General features: G+C 70.7%; 21 protein-coding genes and 1 pseudogene. 8 read left to right on the forward strand and 14 right to left on the reverse strand.

Features of this window, described 5'->3' with window-relative positions; genetic code table 11:
- Positions 1-45 precede the first annotated feature (45 nt).
- From ACFYT4_RS12130 to ACFYT4_RS12155, 6 genes are all read left to right on the forward strand, one after another.
- Entirely contained in the window at positions 46-450 is a 405-nt protein-coding gene (locus ACFYT4_RS12130; RefSeq protein ID WP_389267457.1) for a DUF742 domain-containing protein, read from the forward strand.
- Positions 431-1,015 carry an ATP/GTP-binding protein gene (locus tag ACFYT4_RS12135; protein WP_389267458.1) on the forward strand — a complete coding sequence of 195 codons (585 nt, stop codon included), beginning with the start codon at positions 431-433 and terminating at the stop codon, positions 1,013-1,015. The genes ACFYT4_RS12130 and ACFYT4_RS12135 overlap by 20 nt, the downstream gene beginning before the upstream one ends.
- A gap of 337 nt (positions 1,016-1,352) precedes the next feature.
- The gene (locus tag ACFYT4_RS12140; protein WP_389267459.1) at positions 1,353-4,649 is read left to right on the forward strand and encodes a nitrate- and nitrite sensing domain-containing protein; all 3,297 of its coding nucleotides are present in this window, start codon (positions 1,353-1,355) and stop codon (positions 4,647-4,649) included.
- Between the two features lie 10 nt (positions 4,650-4,659).
- The gene (locus ACFYT4_RS12145; RefSeq protein WP_026057603.1) at positions 4,660-5,073 is read left to right on the forward strand and encodes a roadblock/LC7 domain-containing protein; all 414 of its coding nucleotides are present in this window, start codon (positions 4,660-4,662) and stop codon (positions 5,071-5,073) included.
- Positions 5,074-5,169: 96 nt separating this feature from the next.
- Entirely contained in the window at positions 5,170-5,748 is a 579-nt protein-coding gene (locus ACFYT4_RS12150) for a DUF742 domain-containing protein (protein WP_389267460.1), read from the forward strand.
- On the forward strand, positions 5,729-6,310 hold the full coding sequence (locus ACFYT4_RS12155) for an ATP/GTP-binding protein (RefSeq protein ID WP_050791473.1): 582 nt from the start codon (positions 5,729-5,731) through the stop codon (positions 6,308-6,310). The genes ACFYT4_RS12150 and ACFYT4_RS12155 overlap by 20 nt, the downstream gene beginning before the upstream one ends.
- 440 nt (positions 6,311-6,750) lie before the next feature.
- Here ACFYT4_RS12155 and ACFYT4_RS12160 read toward each other — a convergent pair whose 3' ends face one another.
- The 3 genes from ACFYT4_RS12160 to ACFYT4_RS12170 form a co-directional block, all read right to left on the reverse strand.
- Entirely contained in the window at positions 6,751-6,960 is a 210-nt protein-coding gene (locus tag ACFYT4_RS12160; protein ID WP_389267461.1) for an acyl-CoA carboxylase subunit epsilon, read from the reverse strand.
- Between the two features lie 29 nt (positions 6,961-6,989).
- On the reverse strand, positions 6,990-8,573 hold the full coding sequence (locus tag ACFYT4_RS12165) for an acyl-CoA carboxylase subunit beta (protein ID WP_389267462.1): 1,584 nt from the start codon (positions 8,571-8,573) through the stop codon (positions 6,990-6,992).
- A 154-nt stretch (positions 8,574-8,727) separates the two neighbouring features.
- Positions 8,728-9,576, reverse strand: a complete 849-nt coding sequence (locus ACFYT4_RS12170; protein ID WP_389267463.1) for a polysaccharide lyase beta-sandwich domain-containing protein — start codon at positions 9,574-9,576, stop codon at positions 8,728-8,730.
- Between the two features lie 395 nt (positions 9,577-9,971).
- Between ACFYT4_RS12170 and ACFYT4_RS12175 the strand changes: the two genes are divergently transcribed.
- On the forward strand, positions 9,972-10,571 hold the full coding sequence (locus tag ACFYT4_RS12175) for a YceI family protein (protein WP_389267464.1): 600 nt from the start codon (positions 9,972-9,974) through the stop codon (positions 10,569-10,571).
- 160 nt (positions 10,572-10,731) lie between these two features.
- Here the strand turns inward: ACFYT4_RS12175 and ACFYT4_RS12180 are convergent, their stop codons facing one another.
- From ACFYT4_RS12180 to ACFYT4_RS12195, 4 genes and pseudogenes are all read right to left on the reverse strand, one after another.
- Complete coding sequence (locus tag ACFYT4_RS12180; RefSeq protein WP_389267465.1) at positions 10,732-12,102, reverse strand: hypothetical protein; 1,371 nt, start codon at positions 12,100-12,102, stop codon at positions 10,732-10,734.
- A gap of 49 nt (positions 12,103-12,151) precedes the next feature.
- Complete coding sequence (cimA, locus tag ACFYT4_RS12185; RefSeq protein WP_389267466.1) at positions 12,152-13,789, reverse strand: citramalate synthase; 1,638 nt, start codon at positions 13,787-13,789, stop codon at positions 12,152-12,154.
- A gap of 1,057 nt (positions 13,790-14,846) precedes the next feature.
- Positions 14,847-16,176: pseudogene (locus tag ACFYT4_RS12190) on the reverse strand (MFS transporter).
- A 123-nt stretch (positions 16,177-16,299) separates the two neighbouring features.
- Positions 16,300-16,917, reverse strand: coding sequence for a TetR/AcrR family transcriptional regulator (locus ACFYT4_RS12195; RefSeq protein ID WP_389267467.1), 618 nt, complete (start codon positions 16,915-16,917; stop codon positions 16,300-16,302).
- Positions 16,918-17,425: 508 nt separating this feature from the next.
- On the opposite strand from ACFYT4_RS12195, the gene ACFYT4_RS12200 reads away from it, so the two are divergent.
- A complete protein-coding gene (locus tag ACFYT4_RS12200) occupies positions 17,426-17,848 on the forward strand; it encodes a hypothetical protein (RefSeq protein ID WP_389267468.1) in 423 nt (140 codons plus the stop codon).
- Between the two features lie 70 nt (positions 17,849-17,918).
- On the opposite strand, the gene ACFYT4_RS12205 is transcribed toward ACFYT4_RS12200, so the two are convergent.
- From ACFYT4_RS12205 to ACFYT4_RS12235, 7 genes are all read right to left on the reverse strand, one after another.
- Positions 17,919-18,971 (reverse strand): agmatine/peptidylarginine deiminase, encoded by a 1,053-nt coding sequence (locus tag ACFYT4_RS12205; protein ID WP_389267469.1) that lies wholly within the window; start codon positions 18,969-18,971, stop codon positions 17,919-17,921.
- 143 nt (positions 18,972-19,114) lie between these two features.
- On the reverse strand, positions 19,115-20,806 hold the full coding sequence (locus ACFYT4_RS12210) for an urease subunit alpha (RefSeq protein WP_389267470.1): 1,692 nt from the start codon (positions 20,804-20,806) through the stop codon (positions 19,115-19,117).
- Positions 20,803-21,411: a hypothetical protein gene (locus ACFYT4_RS12215; RefSeq protein WP_389267472.1), complete on the reverse strand. Its 609-nt coding sequence runs from the start codon at positions 21,409-21,411 to the stop codon at positions 20,803-20,805. Before ACFYT4_RS12215 ends, ACFYT4_RS12210 begins: the two co-directional genes overlap by 4 nt.
- Positions 21,408-22,091: an urease subunit gamma gene (gene ureA, locus ACFYT4_RS12220; protein WP_389267473.1), complete on the reverse strand. Its 684-nt coding sequence runs from the start codon at positions 22,089-22,091 to the stop codon at positions 21,408-21,410. Before ureA ends, ACFYT4_RS12215 begins: the two co-directional genes overlap by 4 nt.
- Before the next feature lie 95 nt (positions 22,092-22,186).
- Positions 22,187-22,699: a tetratricopeptide repeat protein gene (locus tag ACFYT4_RS12225; protein WP_389267474.1), complete on the reverse strand. Its 513-nt coding sequence runs from the start codon at positions 22,697-22,699 to the stop codon at positions 22,187-22,189.
- Between the two features lie 53 nt (positions 22,700-22,752).
- On the reverse strand, positions 22,753-23,841 hold the full coding sequence (locus ACFYT4_RS12230) for a branched-chain amino acid aminotransferase (RefSeq protein ID WP_389267475.1): 1,089 nt from the start codon (positions 23,839-23,841) through the stop codon (positions 22,753-22,755).
- Between the two features lie 240 nt (positions 23,842-24,081).
- The gene (locus ACFYT4_RS12235) at positions 24,082-25,122 is read right to left on the reverse strand and encodes a 3-isopropylmalate dehydrogenase (RefSeq protein WP_389267476.1); all 1,041 of its coding nucleotides are present in this window, start codon (positions 25,120-25,122) and stop codon (positions 24,082-24,084) included.
- Positions 25,123-25,171 lie beyond the last annotated feature (49 nt).

The following is a 25,171-nucleotide window of genomic DNA, read 5'->3' on the forward strand; positions in this document are numbered from 1 at the left end:
ACGCAGACGGCACGCCGACCACTTGCTGTCCCGCCCGGAGGACTCATGACCCCGCCAACCGCCTCTCACGACCCGTACGGTGCCCACGCCGACCCCTACGGAGACGAGGGCGACCAGCCGCTGGTACGTCCGTACGCCATGACAGGCGGCCGGACCCGGCCGCGCTACCAGCTCGCGATCGAGGCGCTCGTGAGCACCACGGCCGATCCCGCGCATCTCGCCGGGCTGCTCCCCGAGCACCAGCGGATCTGCCATCTGTGCCGTGAGGTGAAGTCGGTGGCGGAGGTGTCGGCCCTGCTGTCCATGCCGCTCGGTGTCGCCCGGATCCTCGTCGCCGACCTGGCGGAGGCCGGCATGGTGGCGATCCACCAGCCGGGCAACGGAGACGCCGGTGGCACGCCGGATGTGACACTGCTCGAAAGGGTGCTCAGTGGACTTCGCAAGCTCTAGCAGCGGTCCGGCCCCCCGCTCGACCACCAGCGCGAAGATCGTGGTGGCGGGCGGATTCGGCGTGGGCAAGACCACGTTCGTCGGCGCCGTCTCGGAGATCAACCCGCTGCGTACCGAGGCCGTGATGACGTCTGCGTCGGCGGGCATCGACGACCTCACGCACACCGGCGACAAAACCACCACCACGGTCGCCATGGACTTCGGCCGCATCACCCTGGACCAGGACCTGATCCTGTACCTCTTCGGCACACCCGGCCAGGACCGGTTCTGGTTCATGTGGGACGACCTCGTACGCGGCGCCATCGGCGCCGTCGTCCTCGTCGACACCCGCCGCCTCGCGGACTGCTTCCCCGCAGTCGACTACTTCGAGAACAGCGGACTGCCCTTCGTCATCGCCCTCAACGGCTTCGACGGACACCAGCCCTACAACCCCGAAGAAGTACGGGAAGCCCTCCAGATCGGCCCCGACACCCCCATCATCACCACCGACGCCCGCCACCGGGCAGACGCGAAGAGTGCCCTGATCACCCTGGTCGAACACGCACTCATGGCCCGGCTCAAGTAGACGACGAGATACGGCAGTTGTCGTAGTTGTGCGGGTGCGGACTGTGTCATGGGACACGGTCCGCCCGCATGTTCATAACGTTTCGACAGAGAATTAACGTGGTCCGGACACTCGACGCATGCGCACGGTGCCACTGTGCTCACATATCTCTCATCTTTTGAAGGGGCTCGCTCTTTATGCCCGTTTTATCTGTCGCTACCATGACTCGGAATGGCTGATTCCAACTGTTTGGAACGGACCCGCTCCGCATGCTGAAATTCGACGAACTTCTGAGTAGTACGGCTCTGAACGAAACACGGCACACCGCAGGTGCCGGCGCCGAGAGGTTGTTGGTCGAGTGAGGCGAAGCACATCGAGCTCCGCGGAACAGCAGGCGCGGGGCAACTTCACCCCGCCGTCGCGCGCGGCGGCATCGCCTGTGGACGAGCCGGGCCCGCCCACGCCCGGCGGCAGCAGCAGCCGGCTGTCCCCGCGCAACTGGCGCGTACCCACCAGGCTGAACGCGATCCTCCTGATACCCGTGCTCGTGGGCCTGGTCATGGGCGGTTTCCAGGTCAAGAGCTCCATCGACACCTGGGACGAGGCCCGGAACGCCGAGCGGACGGCGCTGATCGTGCGCGCCGCCGCCGAGTACGGCCAGGCGCTCCTCAACGAGCGCGACCTCACCGCCGCCCCGCTCCTGCGGGCCACCACCCCGGAGAGCCGCCGGCAGCCGTCCGTCCAGAAGGCCTACGCCACGACGGACGCGGCGAAGCGGAAGTTCGACCAGGCGGTCGCGGACATGCCTCCCGGGCAGGGTCTGGAGCGGCGGCTCGTCCTGTTCCGGAACGAGGAGCCCCGGCTCGCCGAGCTGCGCCAGACCGCGTACACCACGAGCATGGACCCCGTGACCACCGAAGAGGGTTACGTCAAGGTCCAGCACTCGCTCATGGAGTTCTCCAACGAGCTGGGGCTCGGCACCGGCAACGTCACCAGCTTCGGCCGCACCCTCTACGCGGTCCAGCTCGCCAAGGCCGCCGAGTCCCTCCAGCGCTCCATCGGCACCCACCTCCTGGTGCGGCCGAGCGAGAAGCCGGACATCCGCGCCAAGCAGACGATCGCGTTCAACTCCTACAACTACCTGGAGCAGATCGCGATCGCCGAGTTCGTCTCCGGCGGCACCCAGGCCGACACGGACCGGCTCCAGTCGGTCATGTCGCGCAAGGCCACGGCGGGGCAGGAGCGCCTCCAGGCGGCGGGCCTCAATCCGCCGAAGGGCGAGGACGGTTCCGTCTTCACGGGCATGGCGCTGCGGATCGGCACCGGCGTCAGTCCCTCGGCCCTGGCGAAGGAGGACATCACTCCCGAGACCTGGATGGGCGCCGCCACCGCCAAGTTCGAGGGCTACAGCGAGATCGAGAACGAGCTCGTCGACCGGGCCGTGAACGAGGCGGCGTCCATCTCCGACGACGCCCGCCGGGACGCCGTCGTCAACGGCGCCATCGTGGTGATCGCCCTGCTGGCCGCGTTCATCCTGGCCGGGGCGGTGGCGCGGCAGATGAGCCGCTCCATGCACCGGCTGCGCACCGCGGCCTTCGGTATCGCCGAGCAGCGCCTGCCGATGCTGGTCGACCAGCTCTCCCGTACGGAGCCCGGCCGCGTCGACACCCGGGTGCAGCCGATCCCCATCGACACCCAGGACGAGATCGGCGAGGTCGCACGCGCCTTCGACCAGGTCCACCGCGAGGCCGTGCGGCTCGCCGCCGAGCAGGCCATGCTCCGCGGCAACGTGAACGCGATCTTCACCAATCTCTCGCGCCGCAACCAGTCGCTGATCGAGGGCCAGCTGACCCTGATCACCGACCTGGAGAACAACGAGGCGGACCCGGACCAGCTCGCGACCCTCTTCCGGCTGGACCATCTCGCGACCCGGATGCGCCGCAACGGCGAGAACCTCCTCGTCCTCGCGGGCGAGGAGCCCGGCCGCCGCTGGAACCAGCCCGTGCCGCTCGTGGACGTCCTGCGCGCCGCCTCGTCCGAGGTGGAGTCGTACGAGCGCATCGAGCTCACCGGTGTCCCGGAGACGGAGATCCACGGCCAGGCCGTGACCGACCTCGTCCATCTCCTCGCCGAGCTGCTGGAGAACGCCACCACCTTCTCCTCGCCGCAGACCAAGGTCCGGGTGACGGCGACCCGGCTGCCCGACGGCCGGATCATGATCGAGATCCACGACAAGGGCATCGGCCTGACCGCCGAGGACTTCGCCGACATCAACCACAAGCTGGCCAACCCGCCGACGGTGGACGCCGCTGTCTCGCAGCGCATGGGCCTCTTCGTGGTCGGCCGGCTCGCCGACCGGCACGGCATCCGCGTCCAGCTGCGCCCCTCGGGCGAGCAGGCGGGCACGACCTCCCTGGTCATGCTGCCGGACGCCATCACCCACGGCGGCGGCGGCGAGCCCGCGCCCGAGAACGACTTCACGGTCTCGCAGATCATCCCGGAGCAGCCGTCGTACGACGGTGCCCCGGTGCGTACGGCCGAGGAACTCGGCTTCGACGACTCCCGGTACGGGGAAGGCGCGCACGCGTCCGGCGGCCCGGGGCAACTCGACTCCGTGGGGCGCTCACTGGCCCGTGAGGAGCGCCGTGCCGCGCTGGAGGCCCAGTCCGGCGGGGGCCGCCCGCAGATCTACCAGGAGGACGGCCGGCAGTACGGGCTGCAGGAGTACCCCGCGCAGCCCGTGGCACCCCTGCAGCCCGTACAGCAGGCACAGCCCGTGCAGCAGGGTCAGCAGTCCGTTCCGGAGCTGCAGCAGTACCCGGCCGGCTATGACCGGAACTACGCGCCCCAGGGGTACGCCCAGGACACGGCCGGGCAGGCGTACGACGCGTTCCCGGCGCACGGCGGCCATCTGGAGCCCCAGACACACCAGGAGCCCCAGCAACACTCCGAAACCTCATATCCGGAAGCCGGGTACCCGCTTCAGGGAGTCTCCGAGCCGCAGTACGACGGGCAGTTCGCCCCCCAGCCCCACCAGGGAGAGTGGCCGGATCAGAGCACTTACCCGAGTACGTATGAGCCGGAGTACCGCCCCGAATCGGAATCTGCGGGCAGCGCCCCCACAAAGGGCGCCGAGCGCGTAGGCTTCGAACGTCCGGGACCCTCTTCGAGCGGTGGTCACGAGCTGACCGAGGCCGGTCTGCCCAGGCGCGGCTCCCAGCAGAAGTCGCAGCCGCAGCAGTCGCCTCCGGCGCAGCTGTGGCAGCAGCCCGTGGAGCAGGTCCCGCAGGCGCCGGGGAGCACCCGGACCGAGGCCGCCGACGGCAGCGACGGAGCCGCCGGCGCCAAGGACGGGCGCTCGACCAACGACGAGCGCTGGCAGCGGGCGGAGAAGCTGCGCGAGCCGAAGGCGGGCGGGATCACCTCGTCCGGCCTTCCGCGGCGCGTGCCCAAGGCCAACCTCATCGAAGGGACCGCCGAGCAGACCCCCCAGGGAGGCCCGCAGATCTCACGCGCGCCCGAGGACGTGCGTGGCAGGCTGAGCAACCTGCGCCGCGGTGTCCAGCGGGGGCGCAGCGCGGGAGCGGACACGAACGGACCGGCCACCTACGATCCCAACGGTGGCCCGGGCAGTACCTACAACCAGGAGCGTTAGTGTGAGCCCGATGAGCCAGGCGGCGCAGAATCTGAACTGGTTGATCACCAACTTCGTGGACAACACCCCCGGGGTGTCCCACACCGTGGTGGTCTCCGCCGACGGACTCCTGCTGGCGATGTCCGAGGGATTCCCGCGCGACCGTGCCGACCAGTTGGCGGCCGTCGCGTCCGGCCTGACCTCGCTGACCGCGGGAGCCTCCCGGATCTTCGAAGGAGGCGCGGTCAACCAGACGGTGGTGGAGATGGAGCGCGGGTTCCTCTTCATCATGTCCATCTCCGACGGCTCCTCGCTGGCCGTACTCGCCCACCCGGAGGCCGACATCGGTCTGGTGGGCTACGAGATGGCCCTGCTGGTGGACAGGGCGGGCACGGTGCTCACTCCGGACCTCCGCGCCGAGCTCCAGGGCAGTCTTCTCAACTAACCGGCAGACAGTGCCTTTCACGCCACCGCACCATAGGGTGCGGTGGCGCGGATCCACAGGGACGGGAACCGGCTACTCGCAGTCGGAGGAGGAAACGTGGCAACACCCCCGGGCGGACGCCCGTACGACGACGGTGCTCATCAGGTGCCTGGTGAGACCTACTCCCACGACGGCTACGCCTTTCCCTCCCCACCGAGCGGACAGGGTTCCCAGGAGCCCTACCAGCAGCAGCCGCACCAGCAGCACCAGCCGTACGACCCCGCGTACGACCCCCAGCGCTACCAGCCCCCGGCGCAGCGCCGGGCCCCCGAGCCCTCGTACGGGCACAGTACGCACAACCCGCTGGTGCGCCCGTACGCGATGACAGGCGGCCGGACCCGGCCGCGCTACCAGCTCGCCATCGAGGCGCTGGTCAGTACCACGGCCGATCCCGCGAGGCTGCAAGGGCAGTTGCCCGAGCACCAGCGGATCTGCCGCCTGTGCTTCGAGATCAAGTCCATCGCGGAGATCTCGGCACTTCTCTCCATCCCCCTCGGCGTCGCCCGGATCCTCGTCGCCGACCTGGCGGAGGCCGGACTCGTCGCCATCCACCAGCCCGGCGGCGAAGAGTCCGCCGGTGGTCAGCCAGATGTGACACTGCTCGAAAGGGTGCTCAGTGGACTTCGCAAGCTCTAGCGGCGGTGCAGCCCGCTCAACCACCAGCGCGAAGATCGTGGTGGCGGGCGGATTCGGCGTGGGCAAGACCACGTTCGTCGGCGCCGTCTCGGAGATCAACCCGCTGCGTACCGAGGCCGTGATGACGTCTGCGTCGGCGGGCATCGACGACCTCACGCACACCGGCGACAAAACCACCACCACGGTCGCCATGGACTTCGGCCGCATCACCCTGGACCAGGACCTGATCCTGTACCTCTTCGGCACACCCGGCCAGGACCGGTTCTGGTTCATGTGGGACGACCTCGTACGCGGCGCCATCGGCGCCGTCGTCCTCGTCGACACCCGCCGCCTCGCGGACTGCTTCCCCGCAGTCGACTACTTCGAGAACAGCGGACTGCCCTTCGTCATCGCCCTCAACGGCTTCGACGGACACCAGCCCTACAACCCCGAAGAAGTACGGGAAGCCCTCCAGATCGGCCCCGACACCCCCATCATCACCACCGACGCCCGCCACCGGGCAGACGCGAAGAGTGCCCTGATCACCCTGGTCGAACACGCACTCATGGCCCGCCTGCGCTAGGGCGTGTATCGAAAGTAGCGCCGTCCGCCCGGAGGGCGGGGCCTGCGGCGTCCGGTGCGTGCAATCGCAAGGCGGAGGGTCGCCCTCGTACTGGACGTACTTGGGTGATTCCGACAACGCAGCGAGTGTGCGTGCTGGGCGTCGCAGGCCAGGCGGGACTTTCGATACACGCCCTAGTGCGGTGACCGCCGCCGTTGTGCGAGCCCCCGGCCCCTGGGTGCACCAGGGGTGCGGGGGCGGTTGTTTTGGTGCGCCTCCGTCGGCGCGGGCCCCTGAGACCGGGCCCGTCCTCGAACGCCGGAGGGCCGCCTGGAGCCTGCCGCCCCCGGCCTCACGCTCAACCCGCGCCGGTGCGCGCGTACGCCGGGTCGGGCTGGGCACGCGCGAAGGCCCCGGCACTCCCACGTGGTGCCGGGGCCGGGGGGGGGCAGGGGTGGTGGTCAGCCCTGCCAGCTGTGGGAGGGCTGGAAGCCCCGCTGACGCTCCAGGCGGCGCCAGCCGGCCGTGGAGCGGCCGCGGACGGGCTCGGCGGGCACGGCCGCGGCACGGGCCAGCAGAACCGCGGTGATGGCGGCCAGTTCCTCGGGCTCGCAGTGGCCCTTCTCCACGCGCAGCAGCGACGCGGCGGACTCGGCAGGACGGGTGCTCATGATGGTCGGGCTCCGTTTTCTCCGCAGGATCACTGCGGGGGGTTGCCGTGCTTGCGGGACGGCAGGTCGGCGTGTTTCGTGCGGAGCATCGCGAGAGAGGCGATCAGCACCTCGCGCGTCTCGGTGGGGTCGATGACGTCGTCGACCAGACCGCGCTCCGCCGCGTAGTACGGATGCATCAGCTCGGACTTGTACTCCTTGACCATGCGCGTCCGCATGACCTCGGGTTCCTCGGCCTCGGCGATCTGCCTGCGGAAGATGACGTTGGCGGCACCTTCGGCGCCCATCACCGCGATCTCGTTGGTGGGCCAGGCGTAGGTGAGGTCCGCACCGATGGACTGGGAGTCCATGACGATGTAGGCACCGCCGTACGCCTTGCGCAGGATCAGCGAGATCCTCGGCACCGTCGCGTTGCAGTACGCGTAGAGCAGCTTCGCGCCGTGCCGGATGATTCCACCGTGCTCCTGGTCGACGCCCGGGAGAAAGCCGGGGACGTCCAGGAGAGTGATGATCGGGATATTGAACGCATCGCACATCTGGACGAAGCGCGCCGCCTTCTCGGACGCCTCGATGTCCAGGACGCCGGCCAGCGACTGCGGCTGGTTGGCGACGATGCCGACCACCTGGCCGCCGAGGCGGGCGAGCGCGCAGATGATGTTGCGGGCCCAGCGCTCGTGGATCTCCAGGTAGTCGCCGTCGTCGACGAGTTCCTCGATGACCTTGTGCATGTCGTACGGGCGGTTGCCGTCGGCGGGAACGAGGTCCAGGAGCATGTCCGAGCGCCGGTCGGCGGGGTCGTCACCGGCGACGGCCGGCGGGTTCTCGCGGTTGTTGGAGGGCAGCATCGCCAGCAGATAGCGGACCTCGGCGATGCAGGTCTCCTCGTCGTCGTACGCGAAGTGCGCGACGCCCGAGGTCTCGGCGTGCACATCCGCGCCGCCGAGGCCGTTCTGGGTGATCTCCTCGCCGGTGACCGCCTTGACGACGTCCGGGCCGGTGATGAACATCTGCGAGGTCTCGCGGACCATGAAGACGAAGTCGGTGAGCGCCGGGGAGTAGGCGGCGCCGCCCGCGCACGGGCCGAGCATCACGCTGATCTGCGGGATGACACCGGACGCGCGGGTGTTGCGCTGGAAGATCCCGCCGTATCCGGCGAGCGCCGAGACGCCCTCCTGGATCCGCGCGCCCGCTCCGTCGTTCAGCGACACCAGGGGGGCGCCGGCCGAGATGGCCATGTCCATGATCTTGTGGATCTTGGTGGCGTGGGCCTCCCCCAGCGCGCCGCCGAAGATCCGGAAGTCGTGGGCGTAGACGAAGACCGTGCGGCCTTCGACCGTGCCCCAGCCGGTGATGACACCGTCGGTGTACGGCTTCTTCGTCTCCAGGCCGAATCCGCTGGCGCGGTGCCGGCGCAGCTGCTCGACCTCGTGGAAGGAGCCCTCGTCCAGGAGCAGCGCGATACGCTCGCGCGCGGTCAGCTTGCCCTTGGCGTGCTGCGCCTCGGTCGCGCGGTCGCTGGGCCCGCGCAGGGCCTGCTCGCGCAGATCGTGCAGCTCGGCCACGCGCCCTCGCGCGTCGGCCGGCTCGCTGGAGGTCTCTTCCACAACGGTCATGCATCGACCCTACGGATCGGAACAAGAAAACCCTGCCGTTGACTCCGTACAGTCTCCGGACGTTTCTCCTGTCAGCCTTGAACAGAACCGTCCGCCGCGGCAGCCCAACCACCAGCTCCGGACCATCGCTGTTTGTAGAGGATGAACAAGAAGTTCAGCGGAGGGTCACGTCACAGCGGTGGCTCGACCCCGCCGTGCCGCCACTGAGCCGCAGGCGCAGGGCCCGGCCTGTGTCGAGTACCTCAAGATCGGGGTCGTGGCCGGCGACCGCGCGGACGGGGTGCCGCCAGGTGATCTCGACGGCTTCTCCGGAGCGTGCCGGATCACTGAGATGGATCACCGCGGTGCTGCTCCGTTCGCGTACCAGGACGGCGGCCGGACGGGTCGCGGTGAGCGGTCCCACCGTACCCGGCTGCCAGAAGTTCGCCGCGACCAGGCCCAGCCGGGGGACGGCGACGGCCTGCCGGGCGGCGGTGTTGGCGAGGATCTCCGGCCCTCCGCGACCGATGGCGCGGGAGGCGACGGTGGCGCGGTCCGCTCCGGGCATCAGCAGATAGTCGTAGGTGCGGTCGACCGGATCGGTCCCGTGGTCCAGCCACAGGGTCTGGTAGCGGCGGGCGGCGCGGTCGGTGGCGCCCGCGGTGTTGATGTCGCTCCAGGCTCCGGTGCGGTCCTCGCGCAGGGCGCGCAGGTCCCGGGTACCGAGCGGGAAGCCGTAGCTCCGGGTGATCCCGGCGGGCCGGGTCCAGGGGCAGTCCGGCCACAGGGAGCCGGGGGCGGGTGCCATGGCGGCGAGATGGGCGCCGGCGAGCCGGGCCGTCTCGGCGATACGGGAGGCGTAGGGCTCGGCGGAGGGGTCGTATCCGGTGCCGAGGGTGATCTCCAGCCAGCGGGCGCGGAGGCTGTCGTACGGGTCGGGGGGCGCCGTCTCCGGGGTCCGCGCGGAGCCCGCGGCGCGAGCTACCGTGGACGGGGAGAGGGCGAGAGCGCTTGCTCCCGACACGGCGAGAAAGGCACGGCGGGACCGGGCCGACGACGGTGACACGGGAGCCTCCCGAAGAGAACTGCCGCGACGCGGCCGCCGCGGAGATCCGGCCCGGGTTCCCGTGGCGGTCCTCGAACTTCCGTACAGACCGGGTGTGCTGAGGACGGACGCGACCCCTGGGCCATTCGCCCGGCCCGGCGCCGGTGAGGGCGTCGCCGGGCGTGATGGCGCGAGGACGGAAAGCGCTTGCGCCGATCCGTCACCAGCATTCGATCCCTACCCCGCTCCGGAGGCGTCTTCCGGGTGAACTTCCCAGCCGATCCCCAGAAGATGTTGAACTTTAAACGGAACTGCTCTACAGTGACACTCGTTGAAGCTTAAACAACAATCTCGTCCCCGCCGAGGAGCTCGCCATGGGTCTGTTCAACCGCAGCAAGTCCGCCACCACCACCGCCGCCCCGGTCGACCCGGCGCTCACCGCGCTCACGGGTGAGTACACGATCGACTCCGCTCACAGCAGCATCGGCTTCACCGTGCGGCACGCGATGGTCACCAATGTGCGCGGCTCCTTCCACGAGTACGAGGGCAAGCTGGTCCTGAACGGCTCCGACCCGGCCACCTCCCAGGCTTCGCTCGACATCAAGGTCGCGAGCGTCGACACCGGCATCGCCGACCGCGACAACCACCTGCGCAGCGCCGACTTCTTCGACGCCGAGCAGTACCCCCTGATGACGTTCCGCTCCACGCACGCCGAGCAGCTCGGCGGCGACAAGTACCGCGTCACCGGCGATCTCACGATCAAGGACGTGACCCGCCCGATCGCCATCGACCTGGAGTTCAACGGCTCCGCCACGGACCCCTACGGCAACGAGCGCGTCGGCTTCGAGGGCGGCGCCGAGCTGCTGCGCTCGGAGTGGGGCCTGACCTGGAACGCGGCGCTGGAGACCGGCGGTGTGATGGTCAGCGACAAGGTGAAGCTGAACCTGGACATCTCCGCGATCAAGTCCGCCTGACACCGGGCTCCACCCGCCGGGCCTTCCCCGTGCCCGGCCGGGCACCCAGAGCGCGCCCGCCCTGCCGCACTCCCCCCAGCGGCCGGGCGGGCGCTCTGCTGCCCGGGGCCGTCAGGGGGCCCGGGGCACACTCACCCGGGACCGGGACCGGGCCCCGGCGTCAGAAGCCGCCGCCGTCGAAGCCCCCGCCACCGCCGAAGTCCCCGCCGCCTCCGAAGTCGGAGGGGTTGAAGTCCGCTCCGGAGTGGTCGCCGCCCCCGAAGTCACCGGTGCCGAAGTCCCCGCCTCCGTACTCCGCCGCGTACGCCGGAGTGGACAGCATGGTGCCCAGCAGCGTGCCCGCCAGCAGGCCGGGGAGGAGGCCGCCGCCGAAGTAGCCGCCCGCCCAGGGGCCGTAGGCCGGGCCCGCCTCCCAGTACGGGCGGCGGCCGGTCTCCGTCTCGACCGTGCGGGCGGCCGGGTCCAGTCCGTCCTCCAGCCGGGTCGCGTCCGCCCGGCAGACCGGGACCTCGCGCGGGATCCCGCCGGGCGGGGTCCAGGTGGCGTCGGAGACCGAGGGGCCGTGGCGCGGGTCGAAGAAGCAGGGGGCCCGGCGTTCGGGCACGGGCGCGCCGGTGCGGCGGGCCTCCAGCACGGCCAGGCTGAAGCGGCCGTCCTCCAGGGCCCGGGTGACTCCCCGTACGTCGGAGGGGTGCAGGGCGGCGCCCATCCGGGACTTCGCCGTCTCGTAGGAGTCCAGCGCGCGCTCGTAGTCGGCGCGCATGGCGTCGTCGGCGCCCTTCTCCGAGGGGCGGAAGTCGAGACGGTCCAGTTCCTCGCCGTACGCGGTGATGTCCTCATCCACGACGACCCGCAGCTTTCCGAGTGCCGCCCGCTCCTCCTCGGCCTTCCTGGTGCGGTTGCGGCGCACCACGGCGTACGCGCCCGTGCCACCGGCCACCAGCAGGGCGCCGAAGGTGATCAGCGCGCCGGTGTTCATACTGCCGCCGTCCCCGGAGACACCCCAGGAGGCGGGGGCGCTGCCGCGCAGCTGGGGCAGGGCCTGGTCGGCGAAGTTGTTCAGCTGGGTGGCGGCGTCGGCGCCCGGGGGCGTCTTGACCGCGGTGACCAGGTTGCGCACCGCCGGGCCGGACATGACCGCGCGGTCCGCGCCCGCGTTGAAGCCGTCGCCGAGCCGGACGGCGTACAGGCCCGTGACACCGGTCTCGGTGCGGATGTTGCGCAGCACGGTGTCCGGGGAGAACGCGGGGGCGTTCGGCAGTACCGCGACAAACAGCGGCTTGTCCGCGTCCTCGATCTTCTTCGCGAGGGCGTCCGCGTCTGCCCGGGAGAGCTGCCCCGAGGCGCGCGGATCGACATAGACCGGGCCGTTCTTGAACGCCTGCGCCACATCGGCGGGGCCGGCGGCCGCGGGTGCGGCGGTCACCGTGACGGCACCGGTGGCCGCCTGCGCTCCCGGAGCCGTGACCAGAGCGGTCGCCGAGAGCGCCAGCAGCAGACCGGACAGTGCGGAACGCAGCCTGGTCCTCATCCTTCGACGCTACCCGAAAGGGGTAGTTTTCGGACAAGCGTCGTCGGTGCTATTCGGCCGGTTCGACACCCGCGCGCAGCAGCCCGTAGGTGTACGCGTCCTCCAGCGCCTGCCAGGAGGCGGCGATGACGTTGTCCGCGACGCCGACCGTGGACCACTCGCCGGTGCCGTCCCCGGTGGTGATCAGGACCCGCGTGGTGGACTCGGTGCCATGGCGGCCTTCGAGGATACGGACCTTGTAGTCGACCAGCTCCAGCTTGGCGAGCTGCGGGTAGAAGCGCTCCAGCCCGACCCGCATGGCGCGGTCGAGGGCGTTGACCGGGCCGTTGCCCTCCGCGGTGGCGACGATCCGCTCGCCCTTGGCCCACAGCTTCACCGTGGCCTCGTTGGCGTGGGTGCCGTCGGGGCGGTCCTCGACGATGGCCCGCCAGGACTCCGTACGGAAGTAGCGGTGCGCCCCGCCGGCGTCGTCCCCGCGCAGTTCACCGCGGAGCAGCAGCTCGAACGAGGCGTCGGCGGCCTCGTACGTGTAGCCCTGGGCCTCGCGCTCCTTGACCCGCTCGACGACCCGGCCGACCAGCTCGCGGTCACCGCCGAGGTCGATGCCGAGTTCCTTGCCCTTCAGCTCGATGGAGGCGCGGCCGGCCATGTCGGAGACCAGCATCCGCATGGTGTTGCCGACCTGCTCCGGGTCGATGTGCTGGTAGAGGTCCGGGTCGACCTTGATCGCGGAGGCGTGCAGTCCGGCCTTGTGGGCGAAGGCGGAGACACCGACGTACGGCTGGTGGGTCGAGGGGGTGAGGTTGACGACCTCGGCGATCGCGTGCGAGATCCGGGTCATCTCGGTCAGCGAACCCTCGGGCAGCACCTTCTTGCCGTACTTCAGCTCCAGCGCGGCGACGACGGGGAACAGGTTGGCGTTGCCGACGCGCTCGCCGTAGCCGTTCGCCGTGCACTGGACGTGGGTGGCGCCCGCGTCGACCGCGGCGAGGGTGTTGGCGACGGCGCAGCCGGTGTCGTCCTGGGCGTGGATGCCGAGGCGCGCGCCGGTGTCGGCGAGCACGGTGGAGACGACGGCCTGGATCTGCGCGGGCAGCATGCCGCCGTTGGTGTCGCAGAGGACCACGACGTCCGCCCCGGCGTCGGAGGCGGCCCGGACGACGGCCTTGGCGTACTCCGGATTGGCGCGGTAGCCGTCGAAGAAGTGCTCGCAGTCCACGAAGACCCTGCGGCCCTGCTCACACAGGTGGGAGACGGTGTCCCGGACCATCTCCAGGTTCTCCTCCAGGGTGGTGCGCAGGGCCAGCTCCACATGCCGGTCGTGCGACTTGGCCACCAGCGTGATCACCGGGGCGCCGGACTCCAGGAGCGCCCGTACCTGGGGGTCCTCGGCGGCCTTCCCGCCGGCGCGGCGGGTGGCGCCGAAGGCCACGAGCCGCGCGTTCCGGAAGGTGATCTCCTGGCGAGCACGCGCGAAGAACTCCGTGTCCCGCGGGTTGGCTCCGGGCCAGCCGCCCTCGATGAAGCCCACGCCGAAGTCGTCCAGGTGCCGGGCGATGGTCAGCTTGTCCGCGACGGTGAGGTTGATCCCCTCGCGCTGGGCGCCGTCACGGAGGGTCGTGTCGAAGACATGGAACCCGTCGCCGGTCTTCGCGTCCGCGCCCTTGTCCGTGGACTGTGTGGTCATGGCTGTGTTGCTCCTGTCGGATGAGTGGCTCCCGGAATTTCTGGCTCCACTTGCCCCCATCTTCGCGTGCGGTTCGCTCTCGGCCGGGGTCGGGGCCGGAAAACGAAAAAACCCCTCGCGGGTGCGAGAGGTCTGCGCGCGGGTCTGGGGCACGGTGAGCGCGTCGTACGGGGTGGTACGAGGCGGTCACTGCGGACCGGCGCGCCTGCTGCCGATAATCATGGCGAACGAAAGCACCCTGGCAGTTTGCCATACGCCCCCGGCATCCGGGCAACCGGTCTCACGATCCGGTCACCCGGATGCGGGTGTCGGTGTCCCCGGGACCGCGTGGGTCCCTGCGGGTGCGGGTGCGGGTGCTTCTGCGACCGGGGGCGGGGGCGGGTGCCTGTGTCCCCGGGCCGCCCGCCGCGCGGGACCTTGCACTACCCGCGCCCCTTGCGGGGCTCCGCCCCGGACCCCGCTCCTCAATCGCCGGAGGGGCTGATTTTGCCCGGCCCGCGAGTGAGCCGTAGGGGGTCGGTGGGTGTCGAGCCCGCCTTCCCGCCCCGGTTCTGGCTGTCTCACCCTCGTTCACCCGGTACTCCTGGCCAGTGACCTGCTCTCCTCCCCCCATGCGCCTGGTGCGTGAGTCACCTCTTGGGGGGTGAGTGAGCTGAAGGGGGCCGTGGGTGTCGAAAGGGAGAACGCGCGGAGGCCGCGAGGAACGAGCGGTCGAGCACGATCGACCGTCGACACACACTGAAGGCCCCCGGTGGGGGTCCCCCCGGGGGGAGTCTGGGGGAGAACCGAGCCACAAAAAAATACAGCGCGTCGGTCACCGTCCGGACCACGTTCCCACGGCCCACCCACCCAGCACCATCGACCACCACCCCCACCAAACGCCCCCCGGCGGGGGTCCCCGGGACGGAGTCTCCGGAACAACCGAGCCGCACAACAACCCTCGCCCCGCTCACCGCACACCCATCCCTCACCGAACCCACTGAACCCACCGCCACCCCACACCCCGACGACCCCGCCCTCCCCCACCACCACCAAACGCCCCCAACAACACCACCCCCTACGGAGCCGGAACCTCGTTCTTGGAGAGGGCCGGAGCGGAGGCCACGGGCGGCGTGGCGGAAACACGGGCCAGATCGATGTCCCGCGTCTCACGCATCGAGAGGTACACGACCAGCGACACCGCCGCGCACCCCGCCACGTACCAGGAGAAGCCCGACTCCATCCCCGCGTCCTTGAACCACAGCGCGACGTACTCCGCCGTGCCGCCGAAGAGCGCGTTGGCGATGGCGTACGGCAGGGCGACCCCCAGCGCCCGTACCCCCGTGGGGAAGAGTTCCGCCTTCACACACGCGTTGATGGAGGTGTAGCCCGTGATGACGACGAGCGCGAGGAGCGAGAGGCCCAGCGCGGGCCAGAAGGACCCGGCGTGCCGGAGCATCGACATGATCGGAACGGTCAGGAACGTCGAGCCGAGCGCAAACGTGATGAGCAGCGGACGGCGGCCGACGCGGTCGGAGAGCCGGCCCGCGAGGGGCTGGAGACAGGCGAAGACGATCAGCGCGCAGAAGGAGACGAGCGTCGCCGTCTGCTTCGGCAGCCCCGCGGAGTTGGACAGGTACTTCGTGAGGTACGTGGTGTACGTGTAGTACGCGACCGTCCCGCCCATCGTCAGCGCGATGACCAGGAACGCCTCCCGCTTGTGCGCCAGCAGGGCCCTGATGGTGCCCCTCCCCCGCCGGGGTGCCCGCGCCCGACTCCTCGTACACGTCCGTCTCCAGCATGTTGCGCCGCAGGTAGAAGACGACCGCCGCGCCGAGGGCGCCGACGATGAACGGAATGCGCCAGCCCCAGCTGTGCAGCGCGTCGTCGGACATCGTGCGCTGAAGAATGATCTGGATGCCGAGCCCGAGGATCTGCCCCGCGGTCATCGACACGTACTGAAAGCTGGAGGCGAACCCCCGGTGTCCCGGCGCGGACGCCTCGGTGAGATAGGTCGCGCTGGCCGCGTACTCACCGCCGACGGACAGCCCCTGGAGCAGACGGGCGATCAGCAGCACGGCCGCGCCGCCGTATCCGGCGACCGAGTACGTCGGAGCGACGGCGATGAGGATCGCGGCGGCGGACATCAGGGTGACGGTGAGGGTCAGCGCGGCCTTGCGGCCCTTGCGGTCGCCGACCCGCCCGAGGAGCCAGCCGCCGACCGGGCGCATGAAGAAGCCGACGGCGAAGATGCCCGCGGTGTTCATGAGCTTGGCGGTGTCGTTCCCTTCGGGGAAGAACGCGCCCGCGAAGTACGTGGCGAAGCTCGCGTAGACGAACCAGTCGAACCACTCGACCATGTTCCCGGCGGAGCCGACCCAGATCTTCTTCCAGTGCTCTCGTCCCATGGGCGGAACCGTGCCGGAGGGCCGATGAGCGGACAAGGGTTGCCATGGCAACGATCGGGATTACTTGCGTTCTTTGCGTTCCCGCCCTGGCAAGGGGCCTCTGAGCACGGCAGGCGTATTCCGTCAGACATTCGGCAGCAGGAGCGAATCGGCCAGAAATTCGCTTACGTGATCGAGTACCTGGGAACGTCCCGTACCGGGAATCCCGACGGCTACGTGGACGCTGAACCCGTCGAGGAGCGCGCGGAGCCGGGCGGCGAACCGGGCGGGGTCGACCGGCCGGAACTCCCCGTGCGAGATCCCCTCGGCGAGCAGCGCCACCAGGTCCCGGTGCCAGGCCGCCTCGATCGCCGCCTGCCGGGCGCGGGCGTCGTCGTCCATGTTCTGCGAGCGGTTCCAGACCTCCAGCCAGAGCGACCAGTGCGGGTCGCGGGGCCCCTCGGGGATGTACAGCTCCACATATCCGCGGAGGCGTTCGGCCGCCGGGGTCCGCCGGGACAGCAGCGAGCCGCGTTCCGCGCCCAGGCGGCCCTCGCTCCACTCCAGGGTCCGCAGCAGCAGTTCGTCCTTGGTGCGGAAGTAGTAGAGGAGATGGCCGCTGCTCATGCCGACGTCCCGTCCGAGCCCGGCCATGGTGAGCCCGTCGAGCCCGTGTTCGGCGATGGTGGCCATGGCGGCGGCGAGGACGGACTCGCGGGGCGGCGCGATGTTCCGCCGCCGGGAGCCCTCCCGGCGGGTCATCCGCCCGCCTCCCCGCGACCGGTCCGACCGGCCTCGTCACGACCGTACGAGTGACGGCGGCCCGAATCCGGACCAGCCGGGCCCCCACCCACCACGTCCCCACCGTTCGAGTTCCAACCGGTCGCGTCCGGAACAGCCGAGCCCCCACCCACCAAGCCCCAACCGTTCAAGTCCCAACCGTTCAAGGTCCAACCGGTCGAGTCCGGGCCGGCCGGGTTCGGCCGCCGAAAGCCGTCTCGTGGCAACAGATTCACCCGTACGTTCTACCGGATCGCGCCCCTCGCCTCGCGACGGTTTTCCCTGCGACCGCGAGACGGGGCACATGGCAAGTGCGCCGAGAGGCGGCGGGGGCGGCACGGCCCCGGACCGCGGGACCGCACGGCCTGCGGGCGGAGCTGGCACGGAATGCGTCATGGCCTGTCACCCAGCGGTAAGGACACCCTTCCTGGGGCCTCCTAGCCTCTGAGTGCGGAAAAAACCCGCACCTCACCTCTCTCTTGGAGGAACCTTGCCCCGTCGCTCCCATGCCATCAGAGTCGGTGCTCTCGCGACAGCGCTGCTGGGCTCCCTGCTCATCGCGGCCCCCGCGGCGAGCGCGGCCGAGAGCGCGCCCGGCGCACCGAGCGCGGCCCGTGGCCCCTTGCACTGCCCCGCTATCACCCCGTGGGACGACTACGACGCCAACGGCACCGGAGTGACCATCGGCGGCTCGCACCCCATCCGCCACGAGCCCACGTCCAGCTGCGCCGGCCACCGCACCCTGCCGAGCGGCACGCACTTCAGCATCCACTGCTCGCACGTGAACGAGGCGGGCAACCGCTGGTACCACATCGCCGTGAAGATCAGCGGCGTGACGTACTACGGCTGGATCTACTCCGGCAATGTCAGCGTCTCCCACCACAACCCGGCCACCGAGCACTGCCACAACTGATCGGGCGACGCGGAGGGCCGCCCCTGCACACCCGGCACCACGGGCCCTCCGCGTCCTCACCCCCACGACGTCAGTGGCCCACCGCGGGCTGCTGCTGGGTGATGCAGTGAATGCCTCCGCCGCCCGCGAAGATCGTCCGGGCGTCGACGAGGGTCACCTCACGGTCCGGATACAGACGGCGGAAGAGCGCCGCGGCCTGTTCGTCGCGCGGGTCGTCGAAGGCGCAGAGCACCACTCCGCCGTTGCAGACGTAGTGGTTGATGTACGAGTAGTCGGCCCAGCCGCCCTCCTCGTTGCGTACGGCCGTCGGCGCCGGGACCTCGATCACCTCGATCGGGCGGCCCCGGGCGTCGGTCTGCGTACGGAGGAAGGCCACGTTCCCGCGGCAGAGTTCATGGTCCGGGTGGGCCGGGTCGGGCTGGGTGTGGGCGACGATCACTCCCGGCCCTGCGAAGGCGGCGACGATGTCGACATGGCCGAGAGTGCCGTAGCCGCTGGGGGCGCCCGCATGCCGTTCCGCCGGTGTCGGAGGGTAGTCGGCCGTCAGACCGCGCTCCAGCCAGATCGCCTTGCTCGTGCCGAGCCTGGCGTGGATCTCCTCCTCCACCCCGGCCCTGGTCCAGCCGGGGTTGCGCTCCGGGCCGAGTTGCACGGTCTCCGTCAGCAGGACCGTGCCCTCGCCGTCCACATGGATACCGCCGCCCTCGTTGACCAGGGGCGAGCTGTGGACGGGCACGCCCACGAGGTCCGCGATCTCGCGGGCGATCCGGGAGTCGTGGTCCCAGCGGGCCCACTCCTGGGCACCCCAGCCGTTGAACACCCAGTCCACGGCGGCCAGCCGGGTGCCGTCGGTGACGAAGGTGGGGCCGATGTCCCGCATCCAGGCGTCGTCGAGGTCGCGTTCGACGAGGTCGATGTCCAGGCCGAGGAGCGCCCGCGCGTCCTCGCTCTGACCGGGACCCACGACCATGGTGACCGGCTCGAACCGGCGTACGGCACGGGCGACCCCGGCCCAGGCGCGGCGCGAGGCGGCGAGGTCCTCACCGCTGAAGGTGGTGTTGGGGACCGGCCAGGCCATCCAGGTGCGCTCGTGCGGGGCCCATTCGGGCGGCATACGGAACATGCTGTGTCGTCCTTGAGGGGAAACGACCCGGGAGAGGCCGGGCCGGGGGTCGGGGCGTTCGGGTCGGGGAGTTTCGGTCCGAGGCTCAGGAGGAGATTCCGGCCGGGGGTCACAGGAAATTCAGGCGGAAGCTCAGAGAAAATTCAGAGGAAGTAGAGCCGGTTGAGGGAGATCGACTCCGCCGGTCCGGAGCGGATCGGATCTCCGTCGAGGGTGACCAGTCCGGTCCGGCCGTCCACGCCCACATCGCCGATCCGGGAGTTGAGGCGGAGGTCGGCCGGCCCGATCCCGCGGGTGCCGCGGACGGCGACCCGGCGGCGGCGCGTCGGCATGAGGTCCGCGCCCAGGTCCACGGCGGCGCGGGCGACGAAGGCGACCGAGATGTCGGCGGGTGTGGCGCCGTACGCCCCGAACTGCGGCCCCAGGACGAGCGGTTCACAGGTGTCCGTGGCCGCGTTGGGGTCGCCCGTCACTCCGTAGGCCGGGAAGCCCGACTTCAGTACGAGCTGGGGCTTCGCGCCGAAGAACCGCGGCTGCCACAGCACGATGTCCGCGAGTTTGCCCACTTCGATCGAGCCGATCTCGTGCGCGAGGCCGTGGGCGACGGCGGGGTTGATCGTCAGCTTGGCGAGATAGCGCAGGACGCGTCCGTTGTCGTCGTGGGGGCCGTCGCCGTCCAGGGGGCCCAGCTCGGCCTTCATCTTCCCGGCCATGGCGAAGGTGCGGCGTACGGTCTCGCCCGCCCGGCCCATGCCCTGGGCGTCGGACGAGGTGATCCCGATCGCCCCGAGGTCGTGCAGGACGTCCTCCGCCCCCATCGTCCCGGCGCGGATGCGGTCCCGTGCCATCGCGGCGTCGCCGGGGAGGTCGGTCTTGAGGTCGTGTACGGAGACGATCATCCCGTAGTGCTCGGCGACGGCGTCCCGGCCGAAGGGGAGGGTCGGGTTGGTGGAGGAGCCGATGACGTTCGGCACGCCCGCCATCCTGAGCACATTGGGCACATGCCCGCCGCCGCAGCCCTCGATGTGGAAGGCGTGGATCGTACGGCCGTCCAGGACCCGCAGGGTGTCCTCGACGGACAGGCACTCGTTCAGGCCGTCGCTGTGGAGGGCGACCTGCACATCGTGGTCCTCGGCGACCCTCAACGCCGTGTCCAGCGCGCGGGTGTGGGCGCCCATGTCCTCGTGGACCTTGAAACCGGACGCGCCGCCCTCGGCGAGGGCCTCCACCAGCGGGGCCGGGTCGGAGGACGAGCCCCGGGCGAGGAAGCCGATGTTGACGGGCCAGGCGTCGAACGCGCCGAAGGCGTGCCTCAGGGCCCAGGGCGAATTGACCCCCACGCCCCACACCGGGCCGAACTCCTGGCCGATGACCGTGGTCACTCCGGAGGCGAGCGACGCCTCCATGATGCGCGGCGACAGCAGGTGGACATGGGTGTCGACGGCCCCGGCGGTGGCGATCAGGCCCTCGCCGGAGACGATGGTCGTCCCTGTGCCGGTGACGACGTCCACACCGTCGAGCGTGTCGGGATTGCCCGCGCGTCCGATGCCGGAGATACGGCCCTCGCGGATGCCGATGGAGACCTTGCGGATGCCCTGGACGGCGTCGATGACGAGGACGTTGCTGATGACGATGTCGCAGGTCTCGCGCACGGCGGCCGCCTTGAGGTGCAGTCCGTCGCGCGCGGTCTTGCCGAAACCTGCCAGGAACTCGTCGCCGGGCCGCTGGGAGTCGGACTCGACCCGGACGACCAGCCCGGAGTCCCCGAGGACCACCCGGTCCCCGGCGCGGGGGCCGTGCACGGCCGCGTACTCATGGGGGTCGATGCCGGTCATCGGTGGGTCTCCACGGGGGTGTCAAGGGGCACGGTCGCCTCCGGCGTCGCGGTCGCCTCGGACTCGTCGGTCACGGATACGCCCGACGGGGACACGGCGGTCGCGGACAGGCCGTTCACGGACACAGCCGTCGCGGGCACGGGGATCGAGGACGCTGCGGGCAGGGTCACATCCGGCGCGGACGCTGCCATCGCGGGCGCGGCAGCCGCGCGCACCGCATTCACGGACACGGCATTCACGGGCACGGCCGACGCAGGCGCGGCAGCCGCGGGCACGGCCGCCGCCGCCCTGGCAGTCACGGCCGCCGCCCAGGCGGGCGCCGGGAAGCCGGTACGCCGAGCCAGGGACCCGGGGCTCAGGCACGCCGACCGGGGCCCGGCCGGCGCCGGGTGGTCCAGGAGCCGCGGACGCATCCGGGTCTCCGTCCCGGCCCGGGGTGAGAGCAGCCCGGTCGCCGCGACCACCGCCACCACCCCGAACACCAGGAGCAGCAACGGCACCAGGGGCAGCTCCGGCACCGGGAGCGACGCGGGAACCGACAGTACGGCCGAGTCGGGGCCCGAAGGCCGTTCGGCCACCGCGACCAGGGCGACGAGCGGAATCACCGGCCGGCCCCGAGATATCCGCAGGCCGCCGCCCGCCGCAGGGCCTCCTCCTTCGCACCGGGGGCGTCCAGCGGGCCGTCCACCAGGCCCGCGAAGCCGATCGCCACCCGCGCACCGCCGATGGGGACGAGCCCGACCTCCGACACACCGCCCGGGTCGAAGCGGACCGAGGAGCCCGCGGGGACGGACAGTCGCATGCCGTACGCCGCCGAGCGGTCGAAGTCGAGGCGGGGGTTGGCCTCGAAGAAGTGGAAGTGGGAGGTGACGCTCACGGGGACGGGCGCGGTGTTGCGGACGGTCAGCCGTACCGCGGGCTCCGGCTCGGGCCGGGCGGGTCCGGGGAGGACCGCGCCGGGAGCCGCGGCACCCAGTCCGCCGCCGCCGATCGGGTCGGAGACCACGGCGAGGCGGGAGCCGTCGTCGAAGACCGCCTCCACATGGACCTCGGTCACCACATCGGCGACACCGGGCAGGACGTCGTCGGGCCCGAGCACGGACCGCGCCGCCTCGATCGCCTCCGCCAGTCTCCGCCCGTCGCGGGCGGCCTCGCAGACCGTGTCCGCGATCAGCGCGGTCGCCTCGGGCACATTGAGCCGCAGGCCCCTGGCCCGGCGCGCCCGCGCCAGCTCGGCCGCGCCGAACAGCAGCAGCCGGTCCCGCTCCGTGGGGGTCAGTCGCATCCCGCCACACCTCCTTTAGAGCGTCACTCTAACGTGAGGCGTACCGAAGAGAAGGATCGGATCAGTACATTTCGAGCGATGCTCGACCATCGGCGCTAGGAAACGGTCCGGTGCAGGTCCGCCGCGTATGCCTCGATCGCCCCGCGGAACGCCCGCACGGACGGGTCCTCGCCGGTCTCCGCGACCAGTTCGAGCAGCAGCCGTACGGACTCCTCGTACCGGCCGGTGTTGTAGAGCGCCATGCCCAGGAACGCCCGCAGCCCGCCGTGCCCGGGGAACTCCGCGACCGCGTCCCGCAGCGTCCGTTCGGCCTCCTCGTACCGCCCGAGGACGCGGTAGGTACTGCCGAGGCCGAGCAGCGCCTCGCTCCGGTCGGCCCCGGTGAGCCCGTCGCCCGCCAGCGCGCGCCGGTAGAACGGCACGGCCTCGGCCTCCCGTTCGAGGACGTCGTGCGCCCAGGCGGTCTGGTACGCCACCTCGGCGTCGTCGGGCCACCGCTCCGACAGCGCGACCAGCCGCCGCCGGGCCTCTTCCCTCGTGCCCTCGTCCCCCGACTCCCGCAGCCGTACCGCCTCGGCCAGTTCGCGATCCCGCTCCGATACCGTCATGCCCCCATCCTCACCGATGCGGGGACGGGGGCACGGGCGACGGCGGGTCGGCGTCAGCCCAGTTCGTGCATCCAGCCGTGCTCGTCGGCCGCGACTCCGGTCTGGATGTCCAGCAGGGCCTTGCGCAGCTTCATGGTCACCTCGCCGGGCTCCCCGTCGCTCTGGGTCCACTCGCCGCCCGCGGACTTGACCAGTCCGACGGGGGTGATCACCGCGGCCGTACCGCAGGCGAAGACCTCCGTGAGGGTGCCGTTCCCGGTGTCGCGCCTCCACTGGTCGGTGGAGATACGCCCCTCCTCGGACTCGTAACCGAGGTCCTTGGCGAGCTTGAGCAGCGAGTCGCGGGTGATGCCCGCGAGCAGGGAGCCGGTCAGTTCCGGGGTGACGATGCGGTCCCCGTACACGAAGTACAGGTTCATGCCGCCCATTTCCTCGACCCACTTGTGCTCCAGCGCGTCCAGCCAGACGACCTGGTCGCAGCCCTTGTCGGCGGCTTCGGCCTGGGCGAGGAGGGAGGCCGCGTAGTTGCCGCCGGTCTTGGCGAAGCCCATGCCGCCGGGGACCGCGCGGACGTAGTTCTCGGAGAGCCAGACGGAGACCGGGCGGACGCCGCCGGGGAAGTACGCGGAGGCCGGGGAGGCGATGACGATGAAGAGGTACTCGTTGGCCGGGCGGACCCCCAGGCCGACCTCGGTCGCGATCATGAACGGGCGCAGATAGAGCGACGCCTCGCCACCGTGGGCCGGGACCCAGTCCCTGTCCTGCCGGACCAGGGCGTCACAGGCCGCGATGAACGTTTCGGCAGGAAGCTCGGGCATGGCGAGCCGGCGGGCGGAGCGCTGGAAGCGCTCGGCGTTGGCGTCGGGGCGGAAGGTGGCGACCGAGCCGTCGGGGCGGCGGTACGCCTTCAGCCCCTCGAAGATCTCCTGCGCGTAGTGCAGGGTCATGTTGGCGGGGTCGATGGACAGCGGCGCGTATGGCGTGAGCTGGGCGTCGTGCCAGCCGCGGCCCTCCGTCCACTTGACCGTCACCATGTGGTCGGTGAAGTGGCGGCCGAATCCGGGGTCGGCCAGGATCGCCTCGCGTTCCGCGTCGGACAGCGGGTTCGCGGACGGCTTCAGCTCGATCGTGGGCGTCGTCATGAGTGCAATGTCCTTCACCGTTGGATTGACGGACCGCGCTCACGCCACTGGTGGTGCTAGGACGTCCAAGCATTCCCGCATGCCACGGCCCGGTTCGATTATCGCTTGGCCGGGTCGGTGCGAGAAACGGGGTGCAGCGTGCTGACAGCGGTCCTGGGTTTGATGGTGCACCCGGCGGCCGCACAGAAGAAGCCGCCGGACGCGGAATGCGACCCGGCGGCTTCTGTGGGAATCGTCGGGTCAGCTCGCTACTCGTACCGCGAGCGCGTCGCCGATCTGCTCCGTGGTACGGACGGTGTCACCGCGCTCCGCGAGATCGGCGGAGACGGCTTCCTCGATCCGCGCCGCCTCGGTCTCGTAGCCGAGGTGCCGCAGAAGGAGGGCGACGGACAGGATCGTGGCCGTCGGGTCGGCCTTTCCGGTGCCGGCGATGTCGGGCGCCGAACCGTGGACGGGCTCGAACATCGACGGGAAGGCGCCGCTCGGGTTGATGTTCCCGGACGCGGCCAGACCGATTCCGCCGGTCACGGCGGCGGCGAGGTCGGTGAGGATGTCACCGAAGAGGTTGTCGGTGACGATGACGTCGAAGCGCTCGGGCTGGGTGACGAAGAAGATCGTCGCGGCGTCGACGTGCAGATAGTCGGTGGTGACCTCGGGGTACTCCCGGCCGACGGCGTCGAAGATGTTCTTCCACAGGTGGCCCGCGTGGACGAGCACGTTGTTCTTGTGGACGAGCGTCAGCTTCTTGCGGGGGCGGGCGTCGGCGCGCGCATACGCGTCACGGACGACCCGCTCCACTCCGTACGCCGTGTTCAGGCTGACCTCGGTGGCGACCTCGGCGGGCGTGCCGGTGCGCAGCGAGCCGCCGTTGCCCGTGTACGGGCCCTCGGTGCCCTCGCGGACGACGACGAAGTCGATGTCGGGGCGGCCGGCGAGGGGAGTGGCGGTGTTCGGGAACAGCTTCGACGGACGCAGATTCACGTAGTGGTCGAAGGCGAAGCGCAGCTTCAGCAGCAGGCCGCGCTCCAGCACACCGGAGGGCACGGTGGGGTCGCCGATGGCACCGAGCAGAAGGGCGTCATGCCCCTTGAGGGCTTCCAGTTCCGCGTCGGGGAGGGTCTCCCCGGTGCGGTGCCAACGCTGGGCGCCGAGGTCGTACTCCTTGGTCTCCAGCTTCACGTCCTGCGGAAGGACGGAGGTCAGGACCTTCAGGCCCTGGGCCACGACCTCCCGGCCGATGCCGTCACCGGGGATCACTGCGATGTTGAGGCTGCGAGACATGAGGGCACCCTACTCGTCGTCCCAGCCCATGACATCGCACGTCCACGTT

This window comes from Streptomyces sp. NPDC004609 (assembly GCF_042873655.1).
In the GTDB taxonomy this organism is placed as follows: Bacteria; Actinomycetota; Actinomycetes; order Streptomycetales; family Streptomycetaceae; genus Streptomyces.